The sequence below is a fragment of the Bacteroides celer genome (assembly GCF_002632415.2).
Lineage (GTDB): Bacteria > Bacteroidota > Bacteroidia > Bacteroidales > Bacteroidaceae > Bacteroides.
The window spans coordinates 4,992,763-5,017,241 of the sequence record NZ_CP178209.1 but is presented as its reverse complement, the minus strand read 5'-3'; the positions used below and the strand labels follow the sequence as shown (position 1 = coordinate 5,017,241).

The window sequence follows — 24,479 nt, the reverse complement described above, 5'->3', positions numbered from 1 at the left end:
GGGGAGTTTTTTGTTTAAGTTGTCTTGTTGCGAATAGATGTTTTCTGTTATTTGCTTACACGATAATTGTGTACTTTCAGATTCTCTATCCGGCTATTGAAGTTTCCGGCTTTCTCGAGCGGGAAAACCAATGTGCGTATATAACTCATAGAATCTTTTCCTGCATTGAAATAACATTTCTGTATGTTCATTTCTTCAACAACCTTTCCGTTTACTCTGAGTGTGGTACTACGATGATCGCCTTCAATCTGAATGGTCGCTTTCTCTCCCGGATTCACTTTATATGGGAACGTATTCAAATAACCATCGCATGCAAAACCCATCATCCCTCGAATTGGATCTGCTAGATAGAATACGGCATTGGGTGAACGGAACAATTCTGTTCCGCTTTTCTCTGGTGCTCCGGTAATGTCGAAGCTGACTGTATAATTATAGCCGATTTCCGGGTAAGTGGAAGTGCTGCCGGGAGCAACGGTAGAACGCTCATATACCAATGCCGGACTCTTGCCGATTCTTCCCAATTGATTGACTCCGGGGGCTTCACTGATAGCACTACGCTTTTCATTATACACTTCGAATGGCAGACTGGTTTCTTTCCCTGTCCATGTCTTTACTGCTAGAGTTTGTAACGCAGGGAATACACGGTGATGAATGTCTTTCACGGAAATTCCATTACCTGCATGGTCGTTCCAGATGGCAAACATGCTACCGAGAATAGCAGGGTGCTTTTCTTCGAATACGGCTTTCCCGATATGTGCCGGTGTCCATTCTTTATATAAAAATACCTCGTTAAGATAATCCTGATAGTAACCAGCTAATGGAACAATGTAAACCATTGCATCCGGAATGCTGATTAGCTGGTAGCCGTCTTTTATCATGGTTGCTGGGTCGGCATATCCGTTATACCAGGCATTCATAATGATATTTTCTGATTTGACAGGGGTGTCTCCTTTAGCATGAGTGAGAGCGCCCCATATCACGGCTTGTTTGCCAAAGCCTTCTACCAGCCGGATATAATGGTCGGTGAAAGCCCGGAATTTTTCTACTACCTCTTTCTTGGCATTCGAGTATTCGTCGGTACCGATATGCACACGCTTGCCCACGAATACAGGGTCGTCACCTTTCAGGTATTCTTTGAACAGATCGTCTGCAAATTGATAGGTTTCCGGTTTGAATAAGTCAAGATGATCCATTCCGTACTCCTTGCTCCCAATTTCCGGTTTGTAATGAGTGAATGCTAATGAATGTGCCGGAATATCAATTTCCGGTATAATCTCTACAAAGTTGGTTGCAGCTTGTTTCTGAAAATCAATAAATTCTTTTTTAGAATAAGAACCGTCGCGGGCTGTGAGTCCCGGATAAGTTTCGGACTCCAGACGGAAAGCAGCATAAGTCTTGTCCCAGTTGTTATCAAAATATTGCTTGAATCCATTATCATTCAGATGGACTTGCAGGGTATTCATCTTGTAATAAGCCATTGTTTTTACCAGATCCTGAAGATAGCTCATCGGAATGAATTTACGACCGCAGTCTATCATGAATCCCCGGATGGAGTAGTCGGGGTAGTCGCGGATTATTCCTTTGGGAAATGAGTGCTCCTGGCTTTGTTCTGCTATTTGCAAGAGGGTACGTGTGCTCCAGTAAAGCCCTGTCGGGGTGGGAGCAGAAGTCGTGATCCGATCGGTAATCTTGATTTCATAACCCTCTTCTCCCAGCTTTTTGTCAGCTGACAGTGATAGGATGAAGTCTCCGGGTGTGGCTTTGCCTTGAGTTACGCTTAATGTTTTTCCGAACATTTGCTGATAATCGTCGGCAAACATTTGGGCTATTCTCAGCAATTCTGGATTTGCAGAGGTGCATACTATCTTCGCATTTGTTCCCGGAGTGAAATTACCATCTTTTCCTGTCCATTGTTTGAGTTCGGGGACAACAAAAGGTTTAGAGTTTACGCTGGCATAGGATAAACTGCCATACAAACAGAAGATTGTCAATAAGCATAACACTTTCAGGGGGATTAGTGTGTATGTCATAATGGGGGTGTTTTTGTTATTAATAAATGATTAAAGTTAATTATTGGCTGAATTTAGGGATAATCTGTCTATTAGCCAGCAAGAGAAGCGATTTATTTTTTATTTTTGTTTTTCGAAAAGATAAAATCAGATTTAACAATGTTAGTACTTCTATCTTGTGCCAAGACTATGAGTGAAACTTCAAAGGTGAAAGTTCCTTTGAAAACGGTTCCACGATTTCAAAAAGAAGCTTCCGGGATTGCTTTGCAGATGTCACAGTTTTCGGTGGACGAACTGGAACGCCTGTTGCGTGTGAATGCTAAAATAGCTGTGGAAAATTACAAGCGTTATCAGGCTTTTCATGCGGAGGGTACACCGGAACTGCCTGCTTTATTGGCTTATACCGGAATTGTGTTCAAACGGTTGAATGCAAAAGATTTCTCGAAAGTAGAATTTGAATATGCGCAGGAACACTTGCGGCTGACTTCTTTTTGTTATGGACTGTTGAGGCCTTTGGACGTTATTCGTTCCTATCGGTTGGAAGGAGATGTAGTGCTGCCTGAACTGGGTAATCAGACGATGTTTTCTTATTGGCAGTCCCGTTTGACGGATGTGTTCATTGAAGACATCAAGAAAGCCGGCGGCATACTTTGCAATTTGGCCAGTGACGAGATGAAAAGCTTGTTTGATTGGAAGCGGGTGGAAAAAGAGGTGCATGTCATCACTCCCGAATTTCAAGTATGGAAGAATGGAAAATTGGCTTCGATAGTAATATATATCAAAATGTCCCGTGGTGAAATGACACGGTTCATTCTGAAGAATCGAATTGAAAATCCGGAGGATCTGAAAAGCTTCTCTTGGGAAGGGTTTGAATTTAACGAATCTCTTTCGAACGAAAAGAAGTTTGTATTTACTAACGGCAAAGAAATATAAGGTATGACGGAAGTTGAGAAGATGCGTAGTAGCCAGTTGGCTGATATGTCTGCACCGGAGTTGCAGGTACGTTTTGAACATGCCAAAAAACTATTGGCACGTATGCGGGGAATGAGTACGTACGATGAGGGTTATAGAGAATTATTGGATAAGTTGGTACCGGGGATTCCTGAAACTTCCATTATATGCCCGCCTTTCCATTGCGATCACGGAGACGGAATCAAGTTGGGTGAACATGTGTTTGTTAATGCCAATTGCACTTTCCTGGATGGAGGATATATCACAATTGGTACTCATACACTGGTCGGTCCTTGTGTGCAGATTTATACGCCTCATCATCCGATGGATTATCAGGAAAGAAGAGGCTCTAAGGAATATGCTTATCCGGTGACGATTGGCGAAGACTGCTGGATTGGTGGCGGCGCTATTATCTGTCCCGGTGTGACGATTGGTAATCGTTGTGTGATAGGAGCGGGGAGTGTTGTGACGAAAGATATTCCCGACGACAGTGTTGCAGTCGGGAATCCGGCACGGGTGATTCGTAAATAAGTTGCTTTATCTGGTAGACAGACTGGACGAAGTGAAAGTTGTGAGAAAAAAAACTTTTTTGTATTATTTGTTGATAATCAGAGCTTTTCTTTATTGCGCAAAAACTTTCTTGAAAAATAATACATGAAATGTTTGCAGAATTCAAAAAATGCCGTACCTTTGCATCGCTTTTGAAACGGAAGTGTACGGGCGTTTAGCTCAGCTGGTTCAGAGCATCTGCCTTACAAGCAGAGGGTCGGCGGTTCGAATCCGTCAACGCCCACACAAAAAAACGAAACACTTCCGGCTCATTAACAAGGGCGTTTAGCTCAGCTGGTTCAGAGCATCTGCCTTACAAGCAGAGGGTCGGCGGTTCGAATCCGTCAACGCCCACTATAAAACAGAGTCTTACGAAGAAATTCGTGAGGCTTTTTTTATTTCTTACCGCTTTTATACAAACTTTCTCTATCCTTTTGCTCTATAACTCAGGAAAAAGAGTTAATTTTGCAGTCTGATAATTATCTAAGAAAACGTATGGAACTTGATGTATTAACGGCCATATCTCCGATTGATGGTCGATATAGAGGCAAAACTAAAGCTTTGGCAGCTTATTTCTCTGAATTTGCACTGATTAAATACCGTGTACAGGTAGAGGTGGAATACTTTATCACCTTGTGCGAACTCCCTTTGCCGCAATTAAAAGGAATCGATAGCAATGTGTACGAAACTTTACGGAATATCTACCGTAACTTCTCTGAAGTAGACGCACAGCGCATTAAAGATATCGAGAGTGTAACTAACCACGACGTGAAAGCTGTAGAATACTTCCTGAAAGAAGAATTTGACAAGATGGGCGGAATGGATGACTACAAAGAGTTTATCCACTTCGGATTGACTTCTCAGGATATTAACAATACGTCTGTTCCTCTTTCTATCAAAGAGGCATTGGAGCGGGTTTATTACCCGTTGATTGAAGAGCTGATTGCACAGTTGAAAACCTATGCGACAGAATGGGCTAACATTCCAATGCTTGCCAAAACTCACGGTCAACCGGCTTCTCCTACTCGTTTAGGCAAGGAAGTGATGGTATTCGTTTACCGTCTCGAACGTCAGCTGGCTATGCTGAAGGCATGTCCGATTACCGCTAAGTTTGGTGGTGCTACCGGAAATTACAATGCGCATCATGTAGCTTATCCTCAATATGACTGGAAACAATTCGGTAATCGGTTTGTTGCAGAGAAACTGGGATTGGAGCGTGAAGAATATACTACACAGATTTCGAACTATGATAACCTTTCTGCTGTTTTTGATAGTATGAAGCGTATCAATACGATTATGGTCGATATGAATCGTGACTTCTGGCAGTACATCTCTATGGAGTACTTCAAGCAGAAGATCAAAGCCGGAGAAGTGGGTTCGAGTGCCATGCCGCATAAAGTGAATCCGATTGACTTTGAAAATGCGGAAGGTAACCTGGGTATAGCAACGTCTATCCTGGAACATTTGGCTGTGAAACTTCCTGTTTCCCGTTTGCAGCGCGACTTGACAGACTCGACAGTGCTGCGTAATGTAGGTGTGCCTTTCGGTCATATCATGATTGCTATTCAGAGTTCTTTGAAGGGATTGCGTAAACTGTTGCTGAACGAACCAGCTATCTATCGTGACTTGGATAACTGTTGGAGCGTAGTGGCAGAAGCTATTCAAACCATTCTGCGCCGTGAGGCTTATCCGCATCCGTATGAAGCTTTGAAAGCGTTAACCCGCACCAACCAAGCTATTACAGAAAGTTCTATTAAAGAGTTTATCGAAGAATTGAATGTAAGCGAAGATATTAAAAAAGAGTTAAGAGCAATCACTCCCCATACATATACGGGGCTTTAATTGTTTACTTATATAATAAACGTGTTTTTTAAATAGGCCGTGAGGCCAAAGTCTAATTTTATTCGAATAAAAAAATGAGCACAGAAAACGAAGAATGGCGCGAAAATTCTTTCAATGAAGAGAATACAGGTGCCGGCCGTGATGGTAACAGGTCTTACAACAGAGAAGGTGGAGAACGTCCGTATCGCCCTTCTTACAACCGTGAAGGCGGGGATCGTCCGTATCGCCCGCGATTTAATGCCAACAATGAAGGAGGCGAACGCCCGCAGCGTTCGTACGGTGACCGCTCTTATGGCGACCGTCCCCAACGTCCTTCTTACAATCGTGAAGGTGGAGATCGTCCGTATCGTCCTCGCTTCAATAACAATAATGAAGGAGGTGAACGCCCGCAACGTCCTTACAACCGCGAAGGTGGTTCTTATGACCGTCCTCAACGTCCTTCTTACAACCGTGAAGGTGGTTCTTATGACCGTCCTCAACGTCCCCGTTTCAATAGCGGCGAAGGTGGCGAGCGTCCTCAACGTCCTTCTTACAACCGTGAAGGTGGCGACCGTCCTTACCGTCCCCGTTTTAATAACGGCGAAGGTGGCGACCGTCCTCAACGTCCTTCTTACAACCGTGAAGGTGGTGACCGTCCGTATCGTCCCCGTTTTAATAACGGCGAAGGTGGCGGCTATCGCAGCAATAACGGCGGTGGGGGAGGTTACCGTCCGAGATACAACAATGACCGTTCACAAGGAGGCTATCGTCCTCGTCCGCGTACCGGCGATTATGATCCGAATGCTAAGTATAGCGTAAAGAAACAGATCGAGTACAAGGAACAGTTTGTTGATCCGAATGAACCGATCCGTCTGAATAAGTTCCTGGCTAATGCCGGTGTTTGTTCACGTCGCGAGGCTGATGAGTTTATCACAGCAGGTGTGGTTTCTGTAAACGGTGAGGTAGTAACGGAATTGGGTACAAAGATCAAGCGTTCGGATGTGGTTAAGTTCCACGATGAACCGGTAAGCATCGAACGTAAGGTATATGTATTGTTGAATAAGCCGAAAGATACGGTTACTACATCGGATGATCCACAGGAACGCCGTACAGTAATGGATTTAGTGAAAGGTGCTTGCAACGAACGTATCTATCCCGTAGGACGTCTGGACCGTAACACGACTGGTGTACTGTTACTGACGAATGACGGTGATCTGGCTTCCAAGCTGACACACCCGAAATTCCTGAAGAAGAAAATTTATCATGTTCATCTGGACAAGAACCTGACTAAAGCAGATATGGAGCAGATTGCAGCTGGTATCCAGTTGGAAGATGGCGAAATCCATGCAGATGCGATCAGCTATACAGATGATTTCAAGAAAGACCAGGTAGGTATCGAAATTCACTCCGGTAAGAACCGTATCGTTCGTCGTATTTTCGAATCACTGGGTTATAAAGTAGTAAAACTCGACCGTGTGTTCTTCGCCGGACTGACCAAAAAAGGTCTGCGTCGCGGAGACTGGCGTTACCTGTCGGAAGCAGAAGTAAACTACCTCCGCATGGGTTCGTTTGAGTAATAAGTCAATAAATAACAACTTGACAGAGGACGGGGAAAGAAAGCAGGAAAGAATTCATCCTGCATTTGAAACCTCGTCTTCTTGTATCTAAAAAGAAAAAGTTAAATGGAAAAGATTGGTAGAACAAAAATTGTTGACCTGTTGAAGCGCACAGACATTGGCGCTATGGTCAATGTGAAAGGATGGGTTCGCACCCGTAGAGGTAGCAAACAAGTAAACTTTATCGCACTGAATGACGGTTCTACAATAAATAATTTGCAGATCGTAGTAGATTTGGCTAATTTCGATGAAGAGATGCTGAAACTGATTACTACCGGCGCTTGTATCAGCGTGAACGGAGAAATGGTAGAATCAGTGGGTTCCGGACAGAAAGTGGAAGTGCAGGCTCGTGAAATCGAAGTGCTGGGTACTTGCGATAATACATATCCATTACAGAAGAAAGGCCACTCTATGGAATTCTTGCGCGAGATTGCTCACTTGCGTCCGCGTACCAATACATTCGGTGCAGTGTTCCGCATCCGTCACAACATGGCGATTGCTATTCACAAGTTCTTCCATGAAAAGGGCTTCTTCTATTTCCATACGCCGATCATTACGGCTTCCGATTGTGAAGGTGCCGGACAGATGTTCCAGGTGACTACCATGAACCTGTATGACTTGAAGAAAGACGAGAGAGGTTCTATCTCTTATGAAGATGATTTCTTCGGTAAGCAGGCAAGTCTGACTGTTTCCGGTCAGCTGGAAGGTGAGTTGGCAGCTACTGCTTTGGGCGCTATCTACACATTCGGTCCTACGTTCCGTGCCGAAAACTCCAACACTCCCCGCCACTTGGCAGAGTTCTGGATGATTGAGCCGGAAGTTGCTTTCAACGACATTACAGACAACATGGACTTGGCAGAAGAGTTCATCAAATATTGTGTGAAATGGGCGTTGGATAACTGTGCGGATGATGTGAAGTTCCTGAACGATATGTTCGACAAAGGCTTGATTGAACGTCTACAAGGTGTATTGAAAGATGATTTCGTACGTTTGCCTTATACAGACGGTATCAAGATTCTTGAAGAAGCTGTTGCGAAAGGGCATAAGTTCGAATTCCCGGTTTACTGGGGCGTGGACCTGGCTTCCGAACACGAACGTTTCTTAGTGGAAGAACACTTCAAACGTCCGGTGATTCTGACTGACTATCCGAAGGAAATCAAGGCCTTCTATATGAAGCAGAACGAAGACGGTAAGACTGTACGTGCCATGGACGTTCTTTTCCCGAAAATTGGTGAAATTATCGGTGGTTCCGAACGTGAAGCCGACTATAACAAGCTGATGACCCGTATTGAAGAAATGCATATCCCGATGAAGGATATGTGGTGGTATCTGGATACCCGTAAGTTCGGTACTTGTCCTCACTCCGGTTTCGGATTAGGATTCGAACGTCTGTTATTGTTTGTAACAGGTATGGCGAATATCCGTGACGTGATACCGTTCCCACGTACACCAAGAAATGCTGATTTCTAATATTTCGGTATATTTATGTAAAACTCGCATAATCTTTAGGTTATGCGAGTTTTTTTATGCTCTGAATTGCTGTATTCTCAAAATAAATCTTTATATTTGGAAATACGCATTCGAGAGTGTTAACTAAAATAATACAACAATGAAAAAGCTCTATTTCTTTACCATGCTTTCAATAATGTTGTTAGCGGTAACAGGTGCGACGGCCCAGAAGAAAACCAAATTCAAAGCGGCCGATTTGAAAGGTATTTGGCAGCTCTGCCATTATGTATCCGAGTCTCCCGATGTTCCGGGAGCGTTGAAACCCAGTAATACATTTAAAGTATTGGGTGATGACGGACAAATTGTTAACTTTACCATTATTCCCGGTGCGGATGCGATTATTACTGGATACGGTACTTATAAACAACTCACGGACGATTCTTATAAGGAAAGTATCGAGAAGAACATTCATCTCCCGATGCTGGACAATCAGGACAATATTTTGGAATTTGAGATTAAGGACAATGATTATCTCCATCTGAAATATTTTATCAAGAATGATTTGAATGGAAATGAGTTGAACACCTGGTATTATGAAACCTGGAAGAGGGTGGAGATGCCGGCTAAATTCCCGGAAGATATTGTGAGATAGAAGAGCGCGTACTTTTTGGTGGAGGCACGGATTTTGCAAAAGGCTGCATAGTTGTTTGGTTATGTCTGACAACAGCTTATTGGGTAAAATCTGTGCCTGTTTTTCTATAAAAGATAAAAACAAAGCACTTTTGGACAAAATCAAAGTCCGTAGAAATAGAAACGAAAATGAAAAAATAGATTTGCAAAGGGTCTGTCCGCGACTTGCTCTAACTTTGTTGCCAGTAATAGAATACAGTAACAAAATAAAGTGGAACAATGAAAAACAAACTTTTACTGGCGGTAGGGAGTATGGCGCTCCTGACTGCTTGCGATGCTTCAAAAGGAAATGAGATGGCATGGTTCGACCATGCAGTGAAAACAGCGGGACATCAGTTGCTTTATATGGCAGAACAATTGAAGAATGAACCGGATACCGCCTGTTTTCCCCGTTCTATTAAAGAAGGAAAGTACAGACTGGAGCACCCCACAGATTGGACGAGTGGTTTCTATCCCGGTTCCATGTGGCTGGCATACGAGTTGACTGGTGATGAGGCTCTCGCAAAAGAGGCGCGTAAATATACGAACCGTCTGCAGGATATGCAATATTATACGGGTAATCACGATTTGGGTTTTATGATGTTTTGCAGTTATGGGCAGGGCATCCGTTTGAAACCGGAGCCAACGGACAGTTTGATTCTGATTCATTCTTCAGAAAGCTTGTGCTCCCGTTTTCGTCCGGAAGTCGGACTGATTCGTTCGTGGGATTTCGGTGATTGGAGTTATCCGGTGATTATTGATAATATGATGAACCTTGAAATGTTGTTCTGGGCTTCGGAACAAACCAATAATCCGAAATATCGTGAAATAGCCATCTCTCATGCTAACAAAACGTTGAAGAATCACTTCCGGGAGGACATGACTTCCTATCATGTGGTAAGTTATCTGGCGGATAGCGGTGAAGTAGAGTCGAAAGGAACCTTTCAGGGATATGCCGATTCTTCCGCTTGGGCGCGTGGACAGGCTTGGGGAGTGTATGGATATACCATGTGTTATCGCTTCACCAAGCAGCAGAACTATCTGGATGCCGCTCATAAAATAGCGCGGTTCATTATCGATCACCGCCCGTCCGAAAATGACTATGTACCTTATTGGGATTATGATGCTCCTAATATTCCGAATGAACCGCGGGATGCTTCTGCGGCTGCCGTAACAGCTTCTGCATTACTGGAGTTGAGTGGTTATGGCGACAAGAAACAAGGGGAAGAATATTTCCGTTATGCGGAGCATATCCTGAAACAGTTATCCTCTGATGATTATTTGGCCCAAGAAGGAGAAAATCATGGTTTCGTCCTGTTACATTCGGTTGGTAGTTTCCCGCACGACAGTGAAATTGATACTCCGCTCAATTATGCCGATTATTATTATCTGGAAGCCTTGAAACGTTATAAAGATCTGAAAGAAAAATCAGAAAATCCGTCTTACTAACTTGAAGAGAAACCGTAAAAAAAAATTAAAGTTCAGGGCAACCGCATCTAAAATATGAATTCATAACTGTCGGACTTTGGCGCGGTTACCCTGTTTTGAGCCGATACCGGTCCTTTATATGAGTTAAAAAACGGGATTCATTTATCAGATTGAATTGAAAATACTTATCTTTACGATAAATTCTTCAATATTAGCTCATGAAAGACCGACATTTGCTATTTAGATACCTATTCGGATTAACCGTTTGCATTTTATTTTTTCCTTTGGCTGTATCGGCCGCCGACAGCTTCATTCATTTTAAGCGATTATCCGTGGATGACGGGCTGTCGCAAAATACTGTGCTTGCTCTGACACAAGATCATAATAATAAGCTTTGGGTAGGCACCATAGACGGACTGAACTGGTATGAAGGTTCCCGTTTCGTTTCGTATTATAAAGCGCCGGATGATACGACCAGTCTGGCAAACAATCATGTCTATTCACTTCATACCGATTCGAAAGGTACGGTATGGGTAGGTACACAGGTCGGTTTATCCCGTTATAATATAGTAGGGAATAATTTCACCAATTATTCGTCACCGGACAATCAGCCGATGCAAGTATTGGCTATCGGAGAACCGGAGGAAGGCGACCGGCTTTTGCTTGTTACCAATATCGGCCTGGTGGTTTTTGATAAAAAGACCGGGCGGATGAAAGTGCAGCCGGAACTTGCCGGAAAAACGATCTATTCAGTTTGCCGGATGAATGACGGTTTCCTGTTGGGAACTTCGGAAGGTGTCTATTTCTATTATGTACGCAACGAAAACGTGACCCGGCTTCTTCTCCAATTGAAAGGAGAAACCATCTCCGATATGCTCTATGATGACAAAACCGGCAACTGTTGGCTGGCTTCATTGACAAACGGCGTGTATTGTGTAGATAACAACTTTCAAATAAAACATCATTATAACAAGCAAAATACTCCTGCTTATTTCCTTACGAACTCGGTCAGGACATTGTCCGGAGATGATAAAGGAAGGGTTTGGATAGGAACCATGGAAGGTTTGCTTATCCTTGAACCGGAGACGGGAACTTTCCGTATCTGCCGTTTTTCTCCTGAAGATCCGACTACCTTGGGGCATAATTCCATCCGCTCTATATTGAAAGACAATCAAGGGGGAATGTGGATCGGTACATTTTATGGCGGGCTTAATTATTATCATCCTCTCGCTCCGTCATTCGGGCGCTTGCAACATTCCGCCTGGAGGAATTCGTTAAGTGATAACACGGTGAGCTGTATTGCCGAAGACCCGGATAATGGCAATCTCTGGATCGGCACGAACGACGGCGGATTAAATTATTATAACCGGAAAACCGGAGTCTTTTCATATTACCGGACGGGTACTTCCGCCAATGCTTTAAAGTCGGACAATATAAAATGTATATGGACGGACAAGGATGGAAGTGTCTATATCGGCACTCATGGAGGGGGAATGAGCCGTCTGCGTCATCAGAGTGGCAGGATAGAAACATATTCCTTTCCCCATTCTACTTCCCTGACTAACAGTTGTTACTCCTTATTAGACGGAACGGATGGAACGCTTTGGGTAGGCGGCATGAGCGGGCTTTACCTTTTCGACAAACAGACCGGCGAGCTTTCACAGCATCCGTTGGCTAAAAAGCATAAAAAGTTGGAGAATGTATTGATATATACTTTGTTTCGCGATTCAAAAGGAAGAATCTGGATTGGTACGGAAGAGAGCCTGTTTTTGTATGCCGGCGGGAAACTGGAAGAACTGCATCTTTCCTCTTCGGCTTATCTGCATGGGTTGATACAGGCTTTCTGTGTACAGGAGGATAGCCGTCATGAAATCTGGATCGGTTCTTCCACAGGATTATATTGCTATAAGGAAGGAGCACCGACTGCCTGGAAACACTATACGATGAAAGATGGTTTGCCAAACGACTTTATTTATAATATACTGGAAGATGAACGGGGGCGCTTATGGTTGACAACTAACAAGGGACTGGCTTGCTTCAATACGGAGGAGGGTACTTTCCTCAACTATACGAAGCAGGACGGATTGCCTCACGATCAGTTTAACTATTTCGGAGCTTGCAAAGCGCACGATGGTACATTCTTCCTAGGGTCTCTTGGGGGCGTTGCCTATTTCAAGCCATACGAATTGGGTGATAATCCATATTCCCCGGATGCGGTGGTAACAGGAGCCGTTGTCTTAAATCAGGTGATTACGGATATGAAAAGTGAACGGGTACGTTATTATCAGGACGAGCAAGGGCGGATGCTGGGTATGTCGTTCCCTTCCGATCAGAAACTTTTTAATATCCGGTTTGCCGTTATCAACTATTTGGCTGGCAAGCGGAACCAGTTCGTTTACAAATTGGAAGGCTTTGAAACCGAGTGGAACTACTCCCGTCATGTTTCCTTTGCACGGGCAAGTTATTCCAATCTCCCGCCCGGTGAGTATGTGTTTAAGGTGAAGGCATGCAACAACGATGGAAAGTGGAGCGAGGCGACCACTGAATTTTTTGTGCATATCATTCCGATGTGGTATCAGACCTGGTGGGCAAAGACACTTTTCATCTTCTTTTCTGTAGGGCTTCTCGTCTTTGTGATCTATTTCTTTATTGCCCGTGCCAAAATGAAGATGCAAGTCCGGATCGAACAGATAGAACGAAACAAGATAGAAGAAATCAGTCAGGAGAAAGTACGTTTTTACATGAATATGTCTCATGAGTTGCGTACTCCGTTGAGTCTGATATTGGCTCCGTTGGAGGAACTTCTGGGGCAGAGCAATCTGAAAGGTACTCCGGTACAGCAGAAACTGGATTACGTTTATAAGAACGGTCGTAAGTTGTTGCACATTGTCAACCAGTTGCTGGATTTCCGTAAAGCCGAAGCAGGTGCAATGCCTATTCATGTTGCGCAGGTGAATGTAGAAGGACTGTTGCAAGATGCTTTTGCCCTGTTTAAAGAAAATGCGCAGAAGCGTGCTATCAGCTTTCATATAAAATCCGATCTGGAAGGACGATTGTTTCCGGCGGACCGGACGTATGTAGAGACTATCTTGATGAACCTGCTGTCTAACGCCTTTAAGTTTACACCGGACGGTGGAAGTATTTCGCTTTCCTTATGGACAGAGGGAGATACCTATGGCTTCACGGTAAGAGATAGCGGAATCGGTATGTCTCCGGAACAGCTAACCCGCATTTTCGAACGTTTCTATCAGGTAGACGGTCAGCGAAAGGGGACGGGTATCGGATTGTCATTGGTGAAGATGCTGGTAGAAAAGCATCATGGCACTATTACGGTAGCAAGCGAACCTGCTCAATATACCGAATTTAAAGTCACGCTACCTGCTGATATGGCTGCCTTCACGGAGAAAGAGCGTGAATTGCCGGCACATGAAGTCGAAACATCTGCTTCTCTCCGGGAGCTTCCGGTGGCTGATGAATATTTCTCTGGTGATGCGTCAGCTGTGGTTTCAGACGAGAAATCGGACGACGATCAGATAGAAGTCGGCAGCGAGGAAGAACGGCCTACTATCTTGTTGGTAGATGACAATAAAGAAATGGTGGATTACCTGAAAGATAATTTCCGGCAGAACTATGTGACGCTTACCGCCGGAAACGGCGAAGAAGCATTGGCTATTATGAAAGAGCACCGTGTGGATATTGTCCTTTCCGATGTAATGATGCCGGGTATTGACGGTATCAAACTTTGCCAGCTTATTAAACGAAATCTGCAAACCTGTCACATTCCCGTCCTGCTGTTGTCTGCCAAAGGAAGTGTCGATGCACAGACGGAAGGTATTCAGGCTGGGGCGGATGATTACATTACCAAACCGTTCTCGATTCATTTATTGAAAGGAAAAATCGCTAATCAACTGAAAGCACGCCAGCGGTTGAAACACTATTATTCGAATACGATTGATATAGATACTGCTAAAATGACTTCGAATAATCTGGATGAGGAATTCATGAGCAAAGCTATTCAGGTAGTAGAAGAAAATATCAGTAATGAAGACTTCACCTCTGATGAGTTGGCAAGCCAGCTTTGTATGAGCCGTTCATCACTGTATCTCAAGATGAATTCCATATCCGGTGAACCGCCTGCCAACTTTATCCGGCGCATCCGTTTTAATAAGGCGTGTAAATTGTTGCTTGAAGGGCGCTACTCCATTTCGGAGATTAGCGGAATGGTAGGGTTCGGATCTTCTTCTTACTTCTCTACCAGTTTCAAGAAGTATGTCGGTTGTCTGCCATCGGAGTATGTGAAGCAGCATACTAAGTAGTTGTTTTGCGGTTATGCATTTGTTCACCACAGAGGACGCGGAGGACACAGAGGTGAATCTTGTTCATGCCGGTACAGAAATGAATGAGAGTTTTTTGTCTACTATAAAGTTGAAAAACATAAAAACATCTGCCACCTGCAACCAAACGCGTGTAATGCACTAATTGACAAATAGTTGGAACGTGGCAGATACTGTGGCAGATAGGTTGCAGATAAAGTATCTGCAACGCGTTATATAATCAAAGAAAAAGCCTTGATTCCTTTGTGCAAAGCTATGGGATAATTGGGATGTCTATGGAGAATTTGTGGTGTCTCTACGGGGAAACGACAGTATCCTTACGTAGAAACTCTCGTGTCCCGCCTTAGAAACTCTCGTGTCCTACCGTGGAAACTGTAATTTCTAATGCCGGAAACGACAGTTCCCCGCCTGGAAACGGGAAGTTAATGCATACAATAAATTTTTGCCCTCCTGGAGAATTGGCTTATGCAAGGCTTATACTGTGTTGCAGATACTTTGATCTGCAACCTATCTGCAACAGTATCTGCCACGCTACAACTATTTGTCAATTAGTGTATTACACGCGTTTTGTTGCAGGTGGCAGATGTTTTTATGTTTTTCAACTTTATAGTAGGAGGATTACGCATCAGAATTAGGGTCACCACCGTAAGTCATAAACCAAATTCACCTCTGTGTCCTCCGCGTCCTCTGTGGTGAAAACCTAAACAAGAACTAATAACCTTCATCTTTCTATCAATTCCAGTCATTCCGTTTTGGGGGCTATTTTACCCTTTTACCCTCTTTGTAGCTTCCTGTAACGCTTGTTTTGGACGAATTTAAAGTTGAAATGAACGAAAACAAAGTCCTATTAGACAGTATCAGAGAAGGAAGAAATGAATTGAAAGTTCCGTTTCGGACAGTTTATCTACATTTGCCTACAGAAAAACCAATCATTTGATATCATGAAAAAAGTATTATTGATTTCATTCGTAATCTTGTCTGTGGCTGCACAGATGACACATGCGCAAAAACAAGCAGTCATCAAGTTGACGGAAACAACGTTGATGCATGAAATGCGTGCCACTCCTTATCCTCTTGATAAAGCGGTGGTAAATGACCGTGCGGTTTCTTTCCAATGGCCGCTCCGTTCGGATATGAACTCGCAGGACAGTCCGTTGGATGGATTCGAACACAAAGTAAAGAAGGTAGATAAAACAAAAGTTACCTATCGGTTACGTTATTCGCAGGATGCCGGATTGAAGTCCGGAGTTGTTCAGGTGGAAACTCGTTGGCCGTTCTATAATCCGGAACAACCGCTTGCGCCGGGGGTATGGTACTGGCAGTTCGGTTACGTAGAAAACGGACAAGTGACTTGGGGAAGCACACAGCAAGTCACCGTAGAAGATCGTCCGGGCAAATTCTGTCCGCCTTCATTGAAAACAGTGTTGGCAAAACTACCTGCCGACCATCCGCGTGTGTGGATCATGAAGAACGAATGGAAGGACTTTATAAATCACAGCAAACAAAAGGCAGAAAGGCAATGGTATCTTGAGCGTGCAGATCAGGTACTTCAGACTCCAATGAAATCAGTGAAAGATATTAATGTCTCGCAGGTGAAGAACCTGAAGAACGAGATGCAGATAAATTCATACCTCACTCGTGAGAGCCGGCGCATCATCGATGCGGAAGAGGGAAATACCGAAGCATTGATACGGGCTTGGTTGCTGACGCAGGATACTAAATATGCTGACGAAGCCATCAAACGGGTATTTATTATGGCCGACTGGGATAAAGATAAGAATGTGAAAGGAGATTTTAATGCTTCTAGCTTATTATCTCTCTGCTCTATGGCTTATGATTCTTTCTACGACCGGTTGAATACATCACAAAAGAAAGCATTGCTGGAAGCCATCAAAAATAAAGGTGGTGAAATGTATGAGAACTTTAATAACCGGATGGAGAACCACATCGCCGACAATCATGTGTGGCAGATGACACTTCGCATCCTTACAATGGCGGCATTCAGTGTATATGGCGATCTGCCGGAAGCCGATACATGGGTGGATTACTGTTATAACGTCTGGTTGGCACGTTTTCCCGGATTGAACAAAGACGGTGGCTGGCACAATGGCGATTCTTACTTTACGGTCAACACCCGTACATTAGTCGAAGTGCCTTACTATTATAGCAAACTGACCGGTTACGACTTCTTTTCCGATCCTTGGTATCAGGGAAATATCATGTATACCATCTTCCAGCAGCCTCCTTTTTCCAAATCTGGAGGAAACGGAAGTTCGCATCAGAATGTGGCACGTCCAAACAGTATCCGTATAGGTTATTTGGATGCGCTGGCACGCCTTACCGGAAACACTTATGCCGCTGATTTCGTACGCCGCACATTGAAGGTGGAACCGGATTATATGAAGAAAGCCTTATTGAGTAAGCCCGGTGATCTTGCCTGGTTCCGCCTGCAATGTGATAAACCTCTGCCGGAAGGTGAAGGATTGACAGCACTCCCTGCAGGATACGTCTTCCCCGCAACAGGACTTGCCTCTTTCCAGACGAACTGGGACAGAGTAGGTGGAAATGCGATGTGGAGTTTCCGGTCAAGCCCTTATGGTTCTACCTCTCATGCACTTGCCAATCAGAATGCTTTCAATACGTTCTATGGTGGAAAACCATTATTTTACAGTAGCGGACACCACATTGAGTTTACCGACGTACATAGTATGTTGTGTCATCGTGCCACGCGTGCTCACAATACAATTCTGGTGAACGGTATGGGACAACGTATCGGTACGGAAGGATATGGATGGATTCCCCGTTATTATGCCAGCGAGAAGATCGGGTATGTGCTGGGTGATGCTTCCAATGCTTACGGAAAAGTGATTTCACCGCTTTGGCTGACACGCGGCGAACAGTCGGAGGTGCATTATACGCCCGAAAATGGCTGGGATGAGAACCATGTGAAAACGTTCCGCCGTCATATTGTCAATTTGGGAAAGACAGGACTCATCTTTATCTATGACGAACTCGTGGCAGACGAACCTGTAAACTGGAGTTATTTGCTGCATACCACAGAAAATCCCATGACAGTGGATCAATCGAATCATCGCTTCGTGCATATTCAAGCCACGAACCGCGGAGGAGCATCAGACGCTTATCTTTTCTCCACCGGAACATTGCAGACAGATACAACGAGCCGTTTTTTCTATCCGGCAGTCAACTGGCTACGTGCTGATGACAAAGGGGTGTTCAAGAAGTATCCTAATCACTGGCATTTCACCGCTACATCGGAAAAAGCACAAGTATATCGTTTTGCCACTATCATCAATACACATGCACTGAAATATCCTGCCAAAGACCCTGAAATCTTGTCTGATGGACGTATCAAAGTGGGCGGATGGCTAATCAGTGTAAACCTGAAATCCGACGGTGCTCCTTCATTCTTTATCCGCAGCACTCAAGAGAAGGTGAATATCACTTATAAAGGTGAAGCTACTGTCATCAATGAGGATGGGTACGAAACGGTAATGAGGGATACAGTGCCCGAACTGGAAATCTGATCAATGAACATGAAAGATACGAATATATGAGACACTCTACTTTTAATATGAGAACTATATGTCTGTTGGCTGCATTATCGGGCATAACCGTCTTGTCGGCACAGACTCCCGGTAAACCCCGTGTACAGACTTCGGCAGCTCCGGAGGAAACTACGGTTTACAAGCCCGGCGGGAAAAAGCAGGAAACAGCAGTTGCGACTTCTTCAAAAAAGGAGGAGGATAAACGCCAATCCGGCAAAGAGAATGCAGGAAAGAAAGCGGCTGCCTTTGATGGTCAACGCTATCTGGCACTGAAAACGAATGTAATATATGATGCTTGTGCTTTGCTGAACCTTGCCGTGGAAATGCAGGTGCATAAAAAGATCACGGTAGAGTTGCCGTTGACTTGCAGTTTGTGGGACTTGGGGGATAAGCACGGCGTGCGTACGGTAGCATTGCAACCTGAAGCCCGCTGGTGGATAGGAAATGAAACAGGACGGGGACACTTTGTCGGACTGCACGCCCACGTGGCATGGTTTAACGTAAAGTGGAACGATGACCGTTATCAAGATACTGATCGTCCGCTGTTGGGAGCCGGAATAAGCTACGGTTACAAACTCCCTCTTTCCAAACACTGGGGAGCGGAATTTAATCTGGGAGTGGGATATGCCAACATGAAGTATAACACCTATTATAATGTAGACAACGGCGCACAGCTGGATACGCGTGTCCGTCATTACTGGGGGATAACCCGTGTGGGAGCATCGTTGGTCTACCGCTTCTAACCTTAGATAGGAACATACATATAAATAAAATAACAATATGAGAAGAAATTTATATATACTGGCACAGTGCACTTTCTTGTTGTTCATCACCCTGCTGGTGAATGGATGCAGCCTGCACGAAGAACCGGAAATGACTCCCGAAGGAGAACTGGGAGTGGACCCGACAGCTGTAACACTCAACCTTAATCTGGCAATGAATCTAAGTTTGGCAGAAAGAGCACCGGTGACCATCACCCGTGCGTCGGAAACTAACTATCTGCGTCGTTTCATCGTAGAAGCCTATCTGGATAGACAGGTGGCGGCACGGCAAACGGTATATGAAGAGGATTTTAACCGTGCCAGTCTGTCTGTTAGTATGAAGCTGCACGCCCGTAATTACCGCATCCTGGTGTGGGCCGATTATGTGAATGCGGAGACACCGGAACAGGGACTTGTTTACGATGCCAAGAATCTGGCTTTTATCCTTCCTGCCGGAAAGTATATAGGGAATAGCCGCTATAAAGATGTTTTTGCTGCTTCTGCTATGGCAGACCTGACTTCTTTCCGCAATCATTGGGGAGCTGAAACAAGTCTTGACGTTGAACTGTATCGCCCCGTAGCACGCTATGAACTGGTGGCTAAAGATGTGGCAACGTTTCTCAATAAACTGTCCACAGGCGGACTGAAAGGTGAAAGTTTTACCGCTCGTGTGAAGTACAGTGATTATTTACCTACCGGCTACAATTTGTGGGACGATGTACCCAAGAACTCGCTCATGTACATGGAATATAAAGTGGCCTTTGAACGCCCTGCCGATGGTACGAAAGAACTGAAACTGGGATTCGACTATGTGTTGACCGATGCCGGAGAAACCGTTTCTATTCCTGTAGAACTCGAAATCTTGAATGAGAAGAATGAAGTGCTGGCACGTACAGCTTTCCGTATTCCTTGCGAACGGGGCAAAAACACAACGGTACGCGGTAACTTCCTGACTTCCGATATCAATGGAGGAATAGGGATCGACCCCGATTATGAAGGTGATCTGGAGGTAGATCTTGGAGAATTATAAAATAGACAAATCAATTAAAAATAGCTTAACCATAAAACAATTAAGATCATGAAAAAGAACTTATTTTATTCGCTAATGGCTTTGTTCGTAGTGCTTTTTGCATCCTGTGGACAAGAAGAAATCGTTTCGGACAACGGAACAGAAATCAATGCTCCTGTTACTATCTCTGTACAGGCTCCTGTAAATAACGTCTTTAGCCGTGCGGTTACCATTCCTGACGGTTATACGATGCAATGTATCATGCAATTACTGAATGCTGATGGCAATAAGATAGGCGATCAGGTAACTAAACCGATTACAGACGGTAAGGTATCTTTCACTATTTCCGTAGATGAACAAAAAGAAGTGTCGAAAGCATTGTTTTGGGCTGAATATGTACCGGAAAGCGGTGCCGCTAATAAAGTATATAACACTGCTGATTTGAGAGCAGTAGGATATAATACTGCATCATTCGATCTGACTAATGATGCGTTGATGGCAGCCAGCGACGCTTTCTGCGGAAAATTGGAAACGATTGGTAATGCCAGTGTGACATTGAAGCGGCCGTTTGCCAATGTGAGCGTAAAACCGAAGAATCCGGAAGTAGCTGCGGCAGCTAATAAACTGGAAATAAAATATAACGCTTTGAGCGGATATGATATTTTAGAGGGTAAATGTTCTGCTACGACTCCTGTGACTTATACAAATGCAGGTTTTGCTTCTGCGGATGGCAATTGGTTCGCTAATTTCTTTTTTGCTCCTTCAAATGTAAGTAAATTTACAGAAGAAATAACCATGGCATTGAGTGGCGGATATAGTAAAGAGATTAAAATACCGGCAAATACATTACCTTTGGACGCTAATATGCAGATTATGGCTAAATTTGAAATCGGAGATGGAAACTTTGACATTGAAGTAGGAGTGGATCCGGATTATGAAGCATTGGAAATGAAGGTTGGTAGTTATATCAATGCTGAAGGTAAAGTGGTACGTGATGCAGCAGATGCTATCGGTATTGTTTTCAAAATGGAGGCTATTGGTAGTGATGTGTCGGCTAATTATCCTGTAGCACTTCAGGGCAAGACAATTGCCGGATATGCGGTAGCGATTGAAAATGTGGCGACTGGTCGTCAAACTCTTAATACTGAATTATTGACTACTTTGACCGAAACAGTTGCCAGTGTGACAAATGGAACACAGACTACGGACGTTTTATTAACAGGTCTTGGAGATGTTGCGTTTAAAACAACTTATGAGAAATGGGTGGGAGAACATGCTCCTGATAGTGAGAATTTGAGTGCATGGTATATTCCTACATTGCCGCAATTGAGTGCGTTTATGGGTACGTTGTTCACTATGAAAGAGGTGCCTGCTACTGGTAGTGAGGACTTCAGAAATATTCCGGAGTTTGGATTTATTAATGGTAAAATGTTTGATAGAGATCCGATTAATACAGTGAACTATGCTTCCAGTACCATCAATAACCAAGGTAATGTTTCGGGAGTACGTATTAATGTAGCTAATGGTGCAGTAACTAATGCGACAGAGGCAGGCATTAGTGTTAAGACAGCTCTTAATCAACAAGCTCTTTGCCGCCCCATGATTACAATCTTTAAATAGTCACAGAATATTCGACCTTACTCAATAGAAGTTCAAGGAAAGTGGGATCCCCCCATCCCGCTTTACCTTCTTCTTACATTGAAACTTTTGAAAATAGCCCTCTAATCTTATACCTAGAAAAAAAGATAATATGCACACCACATTTCGCCTATCGGTTTTTCTTTTGTTCATGGTACAGTTGTTCTGTAGCTGTACATCTGACTCGCTGCCCGAACCGGACAGTACACAGCCAGAGACGCCAGCCGGAATTCCCGATGCCTATCAGGATAAGATACGGACACAACCTTATCCTAAAGCAGATAATGAATTGTGTCTGAATCCTGCTCCCCTTATTGTCCCTCAAGCCATGAAGACGGGCGAAAGACTGCAATTTTCCCTTTCACGTACTGAAGATTTCAGCAGTTCCGAAACGCTACTTTCCGCACCGCAGGAATGGTGTATGTATAATCTTCATCGCCGCTTGGACGTTGGCACATGGTATTGGCGCTTTCGTTCCACTAATCTTAATGGGACAATGCCCGGTGAATGGAGTGCTATCTATCGTTTCGAAGTGAAGAATGATACACCGGAATTTGTAACACCTTCTTTTCAGACATTCTTAGCAAATGCTCCCCGTCTGCATCCTCGTATTTACTATTTTTTAGACGACCGTATTGAGGGGGCTCGTAACCGTGTCACTTCACACCCTGAATATAAAGAACTACAAAGTCGTGCTTCTCTGGCATTGAACGCCGAATACACCGGAATGACTGATTTATATAATCGTGCCGAAGAACTCCGGCAGCATGCCACTTATCTTTATCAGGCTTATCACCTGACCCAAAAAGAAATTTATGCCGAAAAGTTACGCCAGCTTCTCGAAGCGTTGATTGCCGCTCCCCCTGCTGACGGACAGCTTTTTGCATCCAACTTTACTGCCAGCAACATCGCATGGTGTCTTGTTGCAGCCTACGATCTGCTTTATAATAATTTGTCTGCTTCCGATCGTACTGCTGCCGAAGAACTGATGATGCGTGTGGCGCGTTACTATTACAAGGTAAATTGCGGTTTTCAGGAAAACCATCTCTTTGATAATCATTTTTGGCAGCAGAATATGCGTGTCCTCTTTCAAGTGGCTTTGTCGCTTTACGACAAACCGGCCTATTCTTCCGAAGTGTTGCCCATGATGGAGTACTATTATGAATTGTGGACAGCCCGTGCTCCTGCTTCCGGTTTCAATCGCGACGGTATATGGCACAATGGTACCGGTTATTTCAGTGCCAATATATTGACTTTGGCGTATATGCCGTCTCTTCTTTCATTTATCAGTCGGTACGATTTTCTATCACATCCGTGGTATCAGAATGCCGGACGTTCGTTGGTTTATACTTGCCCGCCGGGATCGAAAAGCAACGGCTTTGGTGACAGTAGTGAAAAGGGGAGTGAACCCAACCGTCTGATTGCCGCCTTTGCTGACTATCTGGCATGTGAAACGGGTAATTCCTATGCCGGATGGTATGCCGGAGAATGTCGGGACCTGTTGCGTCGAGATTATGAATTGCGTCTTTACCGGATGTGTACCGATCAGGATTACAATACAACTTTTCCTGCCGGGGCTGATAAAATGGTATGGTATAAAGACGCTGGTGAAGTAGCCATGCATAGTGCTCCGGAAGATACGGGAAAGGATCTTGCGCTCTCGTTCCGTTCCAGTACATTCGGGTCCGGCAGTCACACTACTGCCAGTCAGAATGCTTTTAACCTGTTGTATAAGGGTGTCGATGTGTATCGCAGTACGGGTTATTATCAGAATTTCAGCGATGCTCATAATCTGATGTCCTATCGCCATACGCGGGCGCATAATTCACTGTTGGTAAACGGTATCGGACAACCTTATTCTACCGAAGGTTATGGCAGTGTGATGCGTGCTATGGGCGGACAGCATATCAGTTACTGTTTGGGAGATGCTTCACATGCTTACAGAGGTATCAGCAATGACCCGATGTGGGTTGGCTACTTCAAGCAGGCAGGTATTGAGCAGACGCCGGAAAATGGATTCGGTGCCACCCCGTTGACTAAATACCGCCGACATGTGTTGATGCTTCATCCTCATACGGTGATTGTGTATGATGAACTGGAAGCATCGGAGGCTGTCCGCTGGGAGTGGCTGTTGCATAGTCCTACGGAATTTAAGATGGATGCGACAAAGAAAACGTTGTCTACAAATAATAAAACCAAAGGATGGATGGCTATGACGCAGCTTTTTGGAGGACATGTTTTTACGCTGTCCCAAACGGACCGTTTTGTAGTGCCGCCCGCTATCACCGGAGCGGAGTATCCCAACCAGTGGCATTTGACTGCACGGGTTGACGGTTGTTCTGCCACCCGTTTCCTGGCTATTATTCAGGTAGAAGATGAGGCTGTTTCTATTATTAACCGTGACGGTGATACCTTTAACGTAGGCGACTGGACGATCAAAGCGGTTTTGGATGCTTCCAAGGCACCGGAACTGACAGTGAGTCATCGCACCGAACAAGCAGTATTTAGTTATGGAACAGACAATCCTGCGTTGAATGGCAATTTTTACTCTCGACAATATACGGGTTCCTCGTTGCTTTACGACGAGATAGACGGGGCTTATCAGGTGGTAGAAATGACCGACCGGAGTCCTATATCTACCCGGGTAGTAAATCAATGATAAACAATGAAACATAGTGA

Annotated in this window: 14 protein-coding genes and 2 tRNA genes; 15 read left to right on the top strand and 1 reads right to left on the bottom strand. The window is 44.3% G+C overall.

All coding sequences use genetic code 11. The annotated features are described in order from the left end of the window. Positions 1-47: 47 nt before the first annotated feature. Entirely contained in the window at positions 48-2,030 is a 1,983-nt protein-coding gene (locus tag CJF29_RS20365; protein WP_099146037.1) for a family 20 glycosylhydrolase, read from the bottom strand. A 138-nt stretch (positions 2,031-2,168) separates the two neighbouring features. On the opposite strand from CJF29_RS20365, the gene yaaA reads away from it, so the two are divergent. The 15 genes from yaaA to CJF29_RS20290 all read left to right on the top strand — a co-directional run bounded on the left by yaaA (position 2,169) and on the right by CJF29_RS20290 (position 24,459). After that, entirely contained in the window at positions 2,169-2,942 is a 774-nt protein-coding gene (gene yaaA / locus CJF29_RS20360) for a peroxide stress protein YaaA (protein WP_004297186.1), read from the top strand. 3 nt (positions 2,943-2,945) lie between these two features. Further along, complete coding sequence (locus CJF29_RS20355; protein ID WP_004297187.1) at positions 2,946-3,491, top strand: sugar O-acetyltransferase; 546 nt, start codon at positions 2,946-2,948, stop codon at positions 3,489-3,491. 187 nt (positions 3,492-3,678) lie between these two features. Continuing rightward, positions 3,679-3,753, top strand: a tRNA-Val gene (locus tag CJF29_RS20350). A 35-nt stretch (positions 3,754-3,788) separates the two neighbouring features. Beyond that, positions 3,789-3,863, top strand: a tRNA-Val gene (locus tag CJF29_RS20345). Between the two features lie 141 nt (positions 3,864-4,004). Next, positions 4,005-5,351: an adenylosuccinate lyase gene (purB, locus tag CJF29_RS20340; protein ID WP_074636629.1), complete on the top strand. Its 1,347-nt coding sequence runs from the start codon at positions 4,005-4,007 to the stop codon at positions 5,349-5,351. Between the two features lie 74 nt (positions 5,352-5,425). Then, positions 5,426-6,907: a pseudouridine synthase gene (locus CJF29_RS20335; protein ID WP_099146036.1), complete on the top strand. Its 1,482-nt coding sequence runs from the start codon at positions 5,426-5,428 to the stop codon at positions 6,905-6,907. 105 nt (positions 6,908-7,012) lie between these two features. Then, on the top strand, positions 7,013-8,416 hold the full coding sequence (gene asnS / locus CJF29_RS20330; RefSeq protein ID WP_004297192.1) for an asparagine--tRNA ligase: 1,404 nt from the start codon (positions 7,013-7,015) through the stop codon (positions 8,414-8,416). Positions 8,417-8,555: 139 nt separating this feature from the next. Then, the gene (locus CJF29_RS20325) at positions 8,556-9,047 is read left to right on the top strand and encodes a DUF4488 domain-containing protein (RefSeq protein ID WP_049701811.1); all 492 of its coding nucleotides are present in this window, start codon (positions 8,556-8,558) and stop codon (positions 9,045-9,047) included. 257 nt (positions 9,048-9,304) lie between these two features. Then, the gene (locus tag CJF29_RS20320; protein WP_099146035.1) at positions 9,305-10,513 is read left to right on the top strand and encodes a glycoside hydrolase family 88 protein; all 1,209 of its coding nucleotides are present in this window, start codon (positions 9,305-9,307) and stop codon (positions 10,511-10,513) included. A gap of 197 nt (positions 10,514-10,710) precedes the next feature. Continuing rightward, positions 10,711-14,808: a hybrid sensor histidine kinase/response regulator transcription factor gene (locus tag CJF29_RS20315; RefSeq protein WP_099146034.1), complete on the top strand. Its 4,098-nt coding sequence runs from the start codon at positions 10,711-10,713 to the stop codon at positions 14,806-14,808. Positions 14,809-15,767: 959 nt separating this feature from the next. After that, on the top strand, positions 15,768-18,371 hold the full coding sequence (locus tag CJF29_RS20310) for a DUF4962 domain-containing protein (RefSeq protein ID WP_074559879.1): 2,604 nt from the start codon (positions 15,768-15,770) through the stop codon (positions 18,369-18,371). A 26-nt stretch (positions 18,372-18,397) separates the two neighbouring features. Further along, positions 18,398-19,135, top strand: a complete 738-nt coding sequence (locus tag CJF29_RS20305; protein ID WP_074559877.1) for a DUF3575 domain-containing protein — start codon at positions 18,398-18,400, stop codon at positions 19,133-19,135. 37 nt (positions 19,136-19,172) lie between these two features. Then, on the top strand, positions 19,173-20,183 hold the full coding sequence (locus CJF29_RS20300) for a DUF6562 domain-containing protein (protein ID WP_074559875.1): 1,011 nt from the start codon (positions 19,173-19,175) through the stop codon (positions 20,181-20,183). A gap of 48 nt (positions 20,184-20,231) precedes the next feature. Then, positions 20,232-21,782, top strand: coding sequence for a hypothetical protein (locus CJF29_RS20295; protein WP_074559873.1), 1,551 nt, complete (start codon positions 20,232-20,234; stop codon positions 21,780-21,782). Between the two features lie 130 nt (positions 21,783-21,912). Then, positions 21,913-24,459: a DUF4962 domain-containing protein gene (locus CJF29_RS20290; RefSeq protein ID WP_074559871.1), complete on the top strand. Its 2,547-nt coding sequence runs from the start codon at positions 21,913-21,915 to the stop codon at positions 24,457-24,459. Positions 24,460-24,479 lie beyond the last annotated feature (20 nt).

Excerpts from the sequence above, each read along its gene's own strand:
- CJF29_RS20310 (WP_074559879.1), top strand. The coding sequence starts at position 15,768 with ATGAAAAAAGTATTATTGATTTCATTCGTAATCTTGTCTGTGGCTGCA.
- CJF29_RS20325 (WP_049701811.1), top strand. The coding sequence starts at position 8,556 with ATGAAAAAGCTCTATTTCTTTACCATGCTTTCAATAATGTTGTTAGCG.
- purB (WP_074636629.1), top strand. The coding sequence starts at position 4,005 with ATGGAACTTGATGTATTAACGGCCATATCTCCGATTGATGGTCGATAT.
- CJF29_RS20365 (WP_099146037.1), bottom strand. The coding sequence starts at position 2,030 with ATGACATACACACTAATCCCCCTGAAAGTGTTATGCTTATTGACAATC.
- CJF29_RS20320 (WP_099146035.1), top strand. The coding sequence starts at position 9,305 with ATGAAAAACAAACTTTTACTGGCGGTAGGGAGTATGGCGCTCCTGACT.
- CJF29_RS20300 (WP_074559875.1), top strand. The coding sequence starts at position 19,173 with ATGAGAAGAAATTTATATATACTGGCACAGTGCACTTTCTTGTTGTTC.
- asnS (WP_004297192.1), top strand. The coding sequence starts at position 7,013 with ATGGAAAAGATTGGTAGAACAAAAATTGTTGACCTGTTGAAGCGCACA.
- CJF29_RS20335 (WP_099146036.1), top strand. The coding sequence starts at position 5,426 with ATGAGCACAGAAAACGAAGAATGGCGCGAAAATTCTTTCAATGAAGAG.
- CJF29_RS20315 (WP_099146034.1), top strand. The coding sequence starts at position 10,711 with ATGAAAGACCGACATTTGCTATTTAGATACCTATTCGGATTAACCGTT.
- CJF29_RS20305 (WP_074559877.1), top strand. The coding sequence starts at position 18,398 with ATGAGACACTCTACTTTTAATATGAGAACTATATGTCTGTTGGCTGCA.
- CJF29_RS20295 (WP_074559873.1), top strand. The coding sequence starts at position 20,232 with ATGAAAAAGAACTTATTTTATTCGCTAATGGCTTTGTTCGTAGTGCTT.
- CJF29_RS20290 (WP_074559871.1), top strand. The coding sequence starts at position 21,913 with ATGCACACCACATTTCGCCTATCGGTTTTTCTTTTGTTCATGGTACAG.
- yaaA (WP_004297186.1), top strand. The coding sequence starts at position 2,169 with ATGTTAGTACTTCTATCTTGTGCCAAGACTATGAGTGAAACTTCAAAG.
- CJF29_RS20355 (WP_004297187.1), top strand. The coding sequence starts at position 2,946 with ATGACGGAAGTTGAGAAGATGCGTAGTAGCCAGTTGGCTGATATGTCT.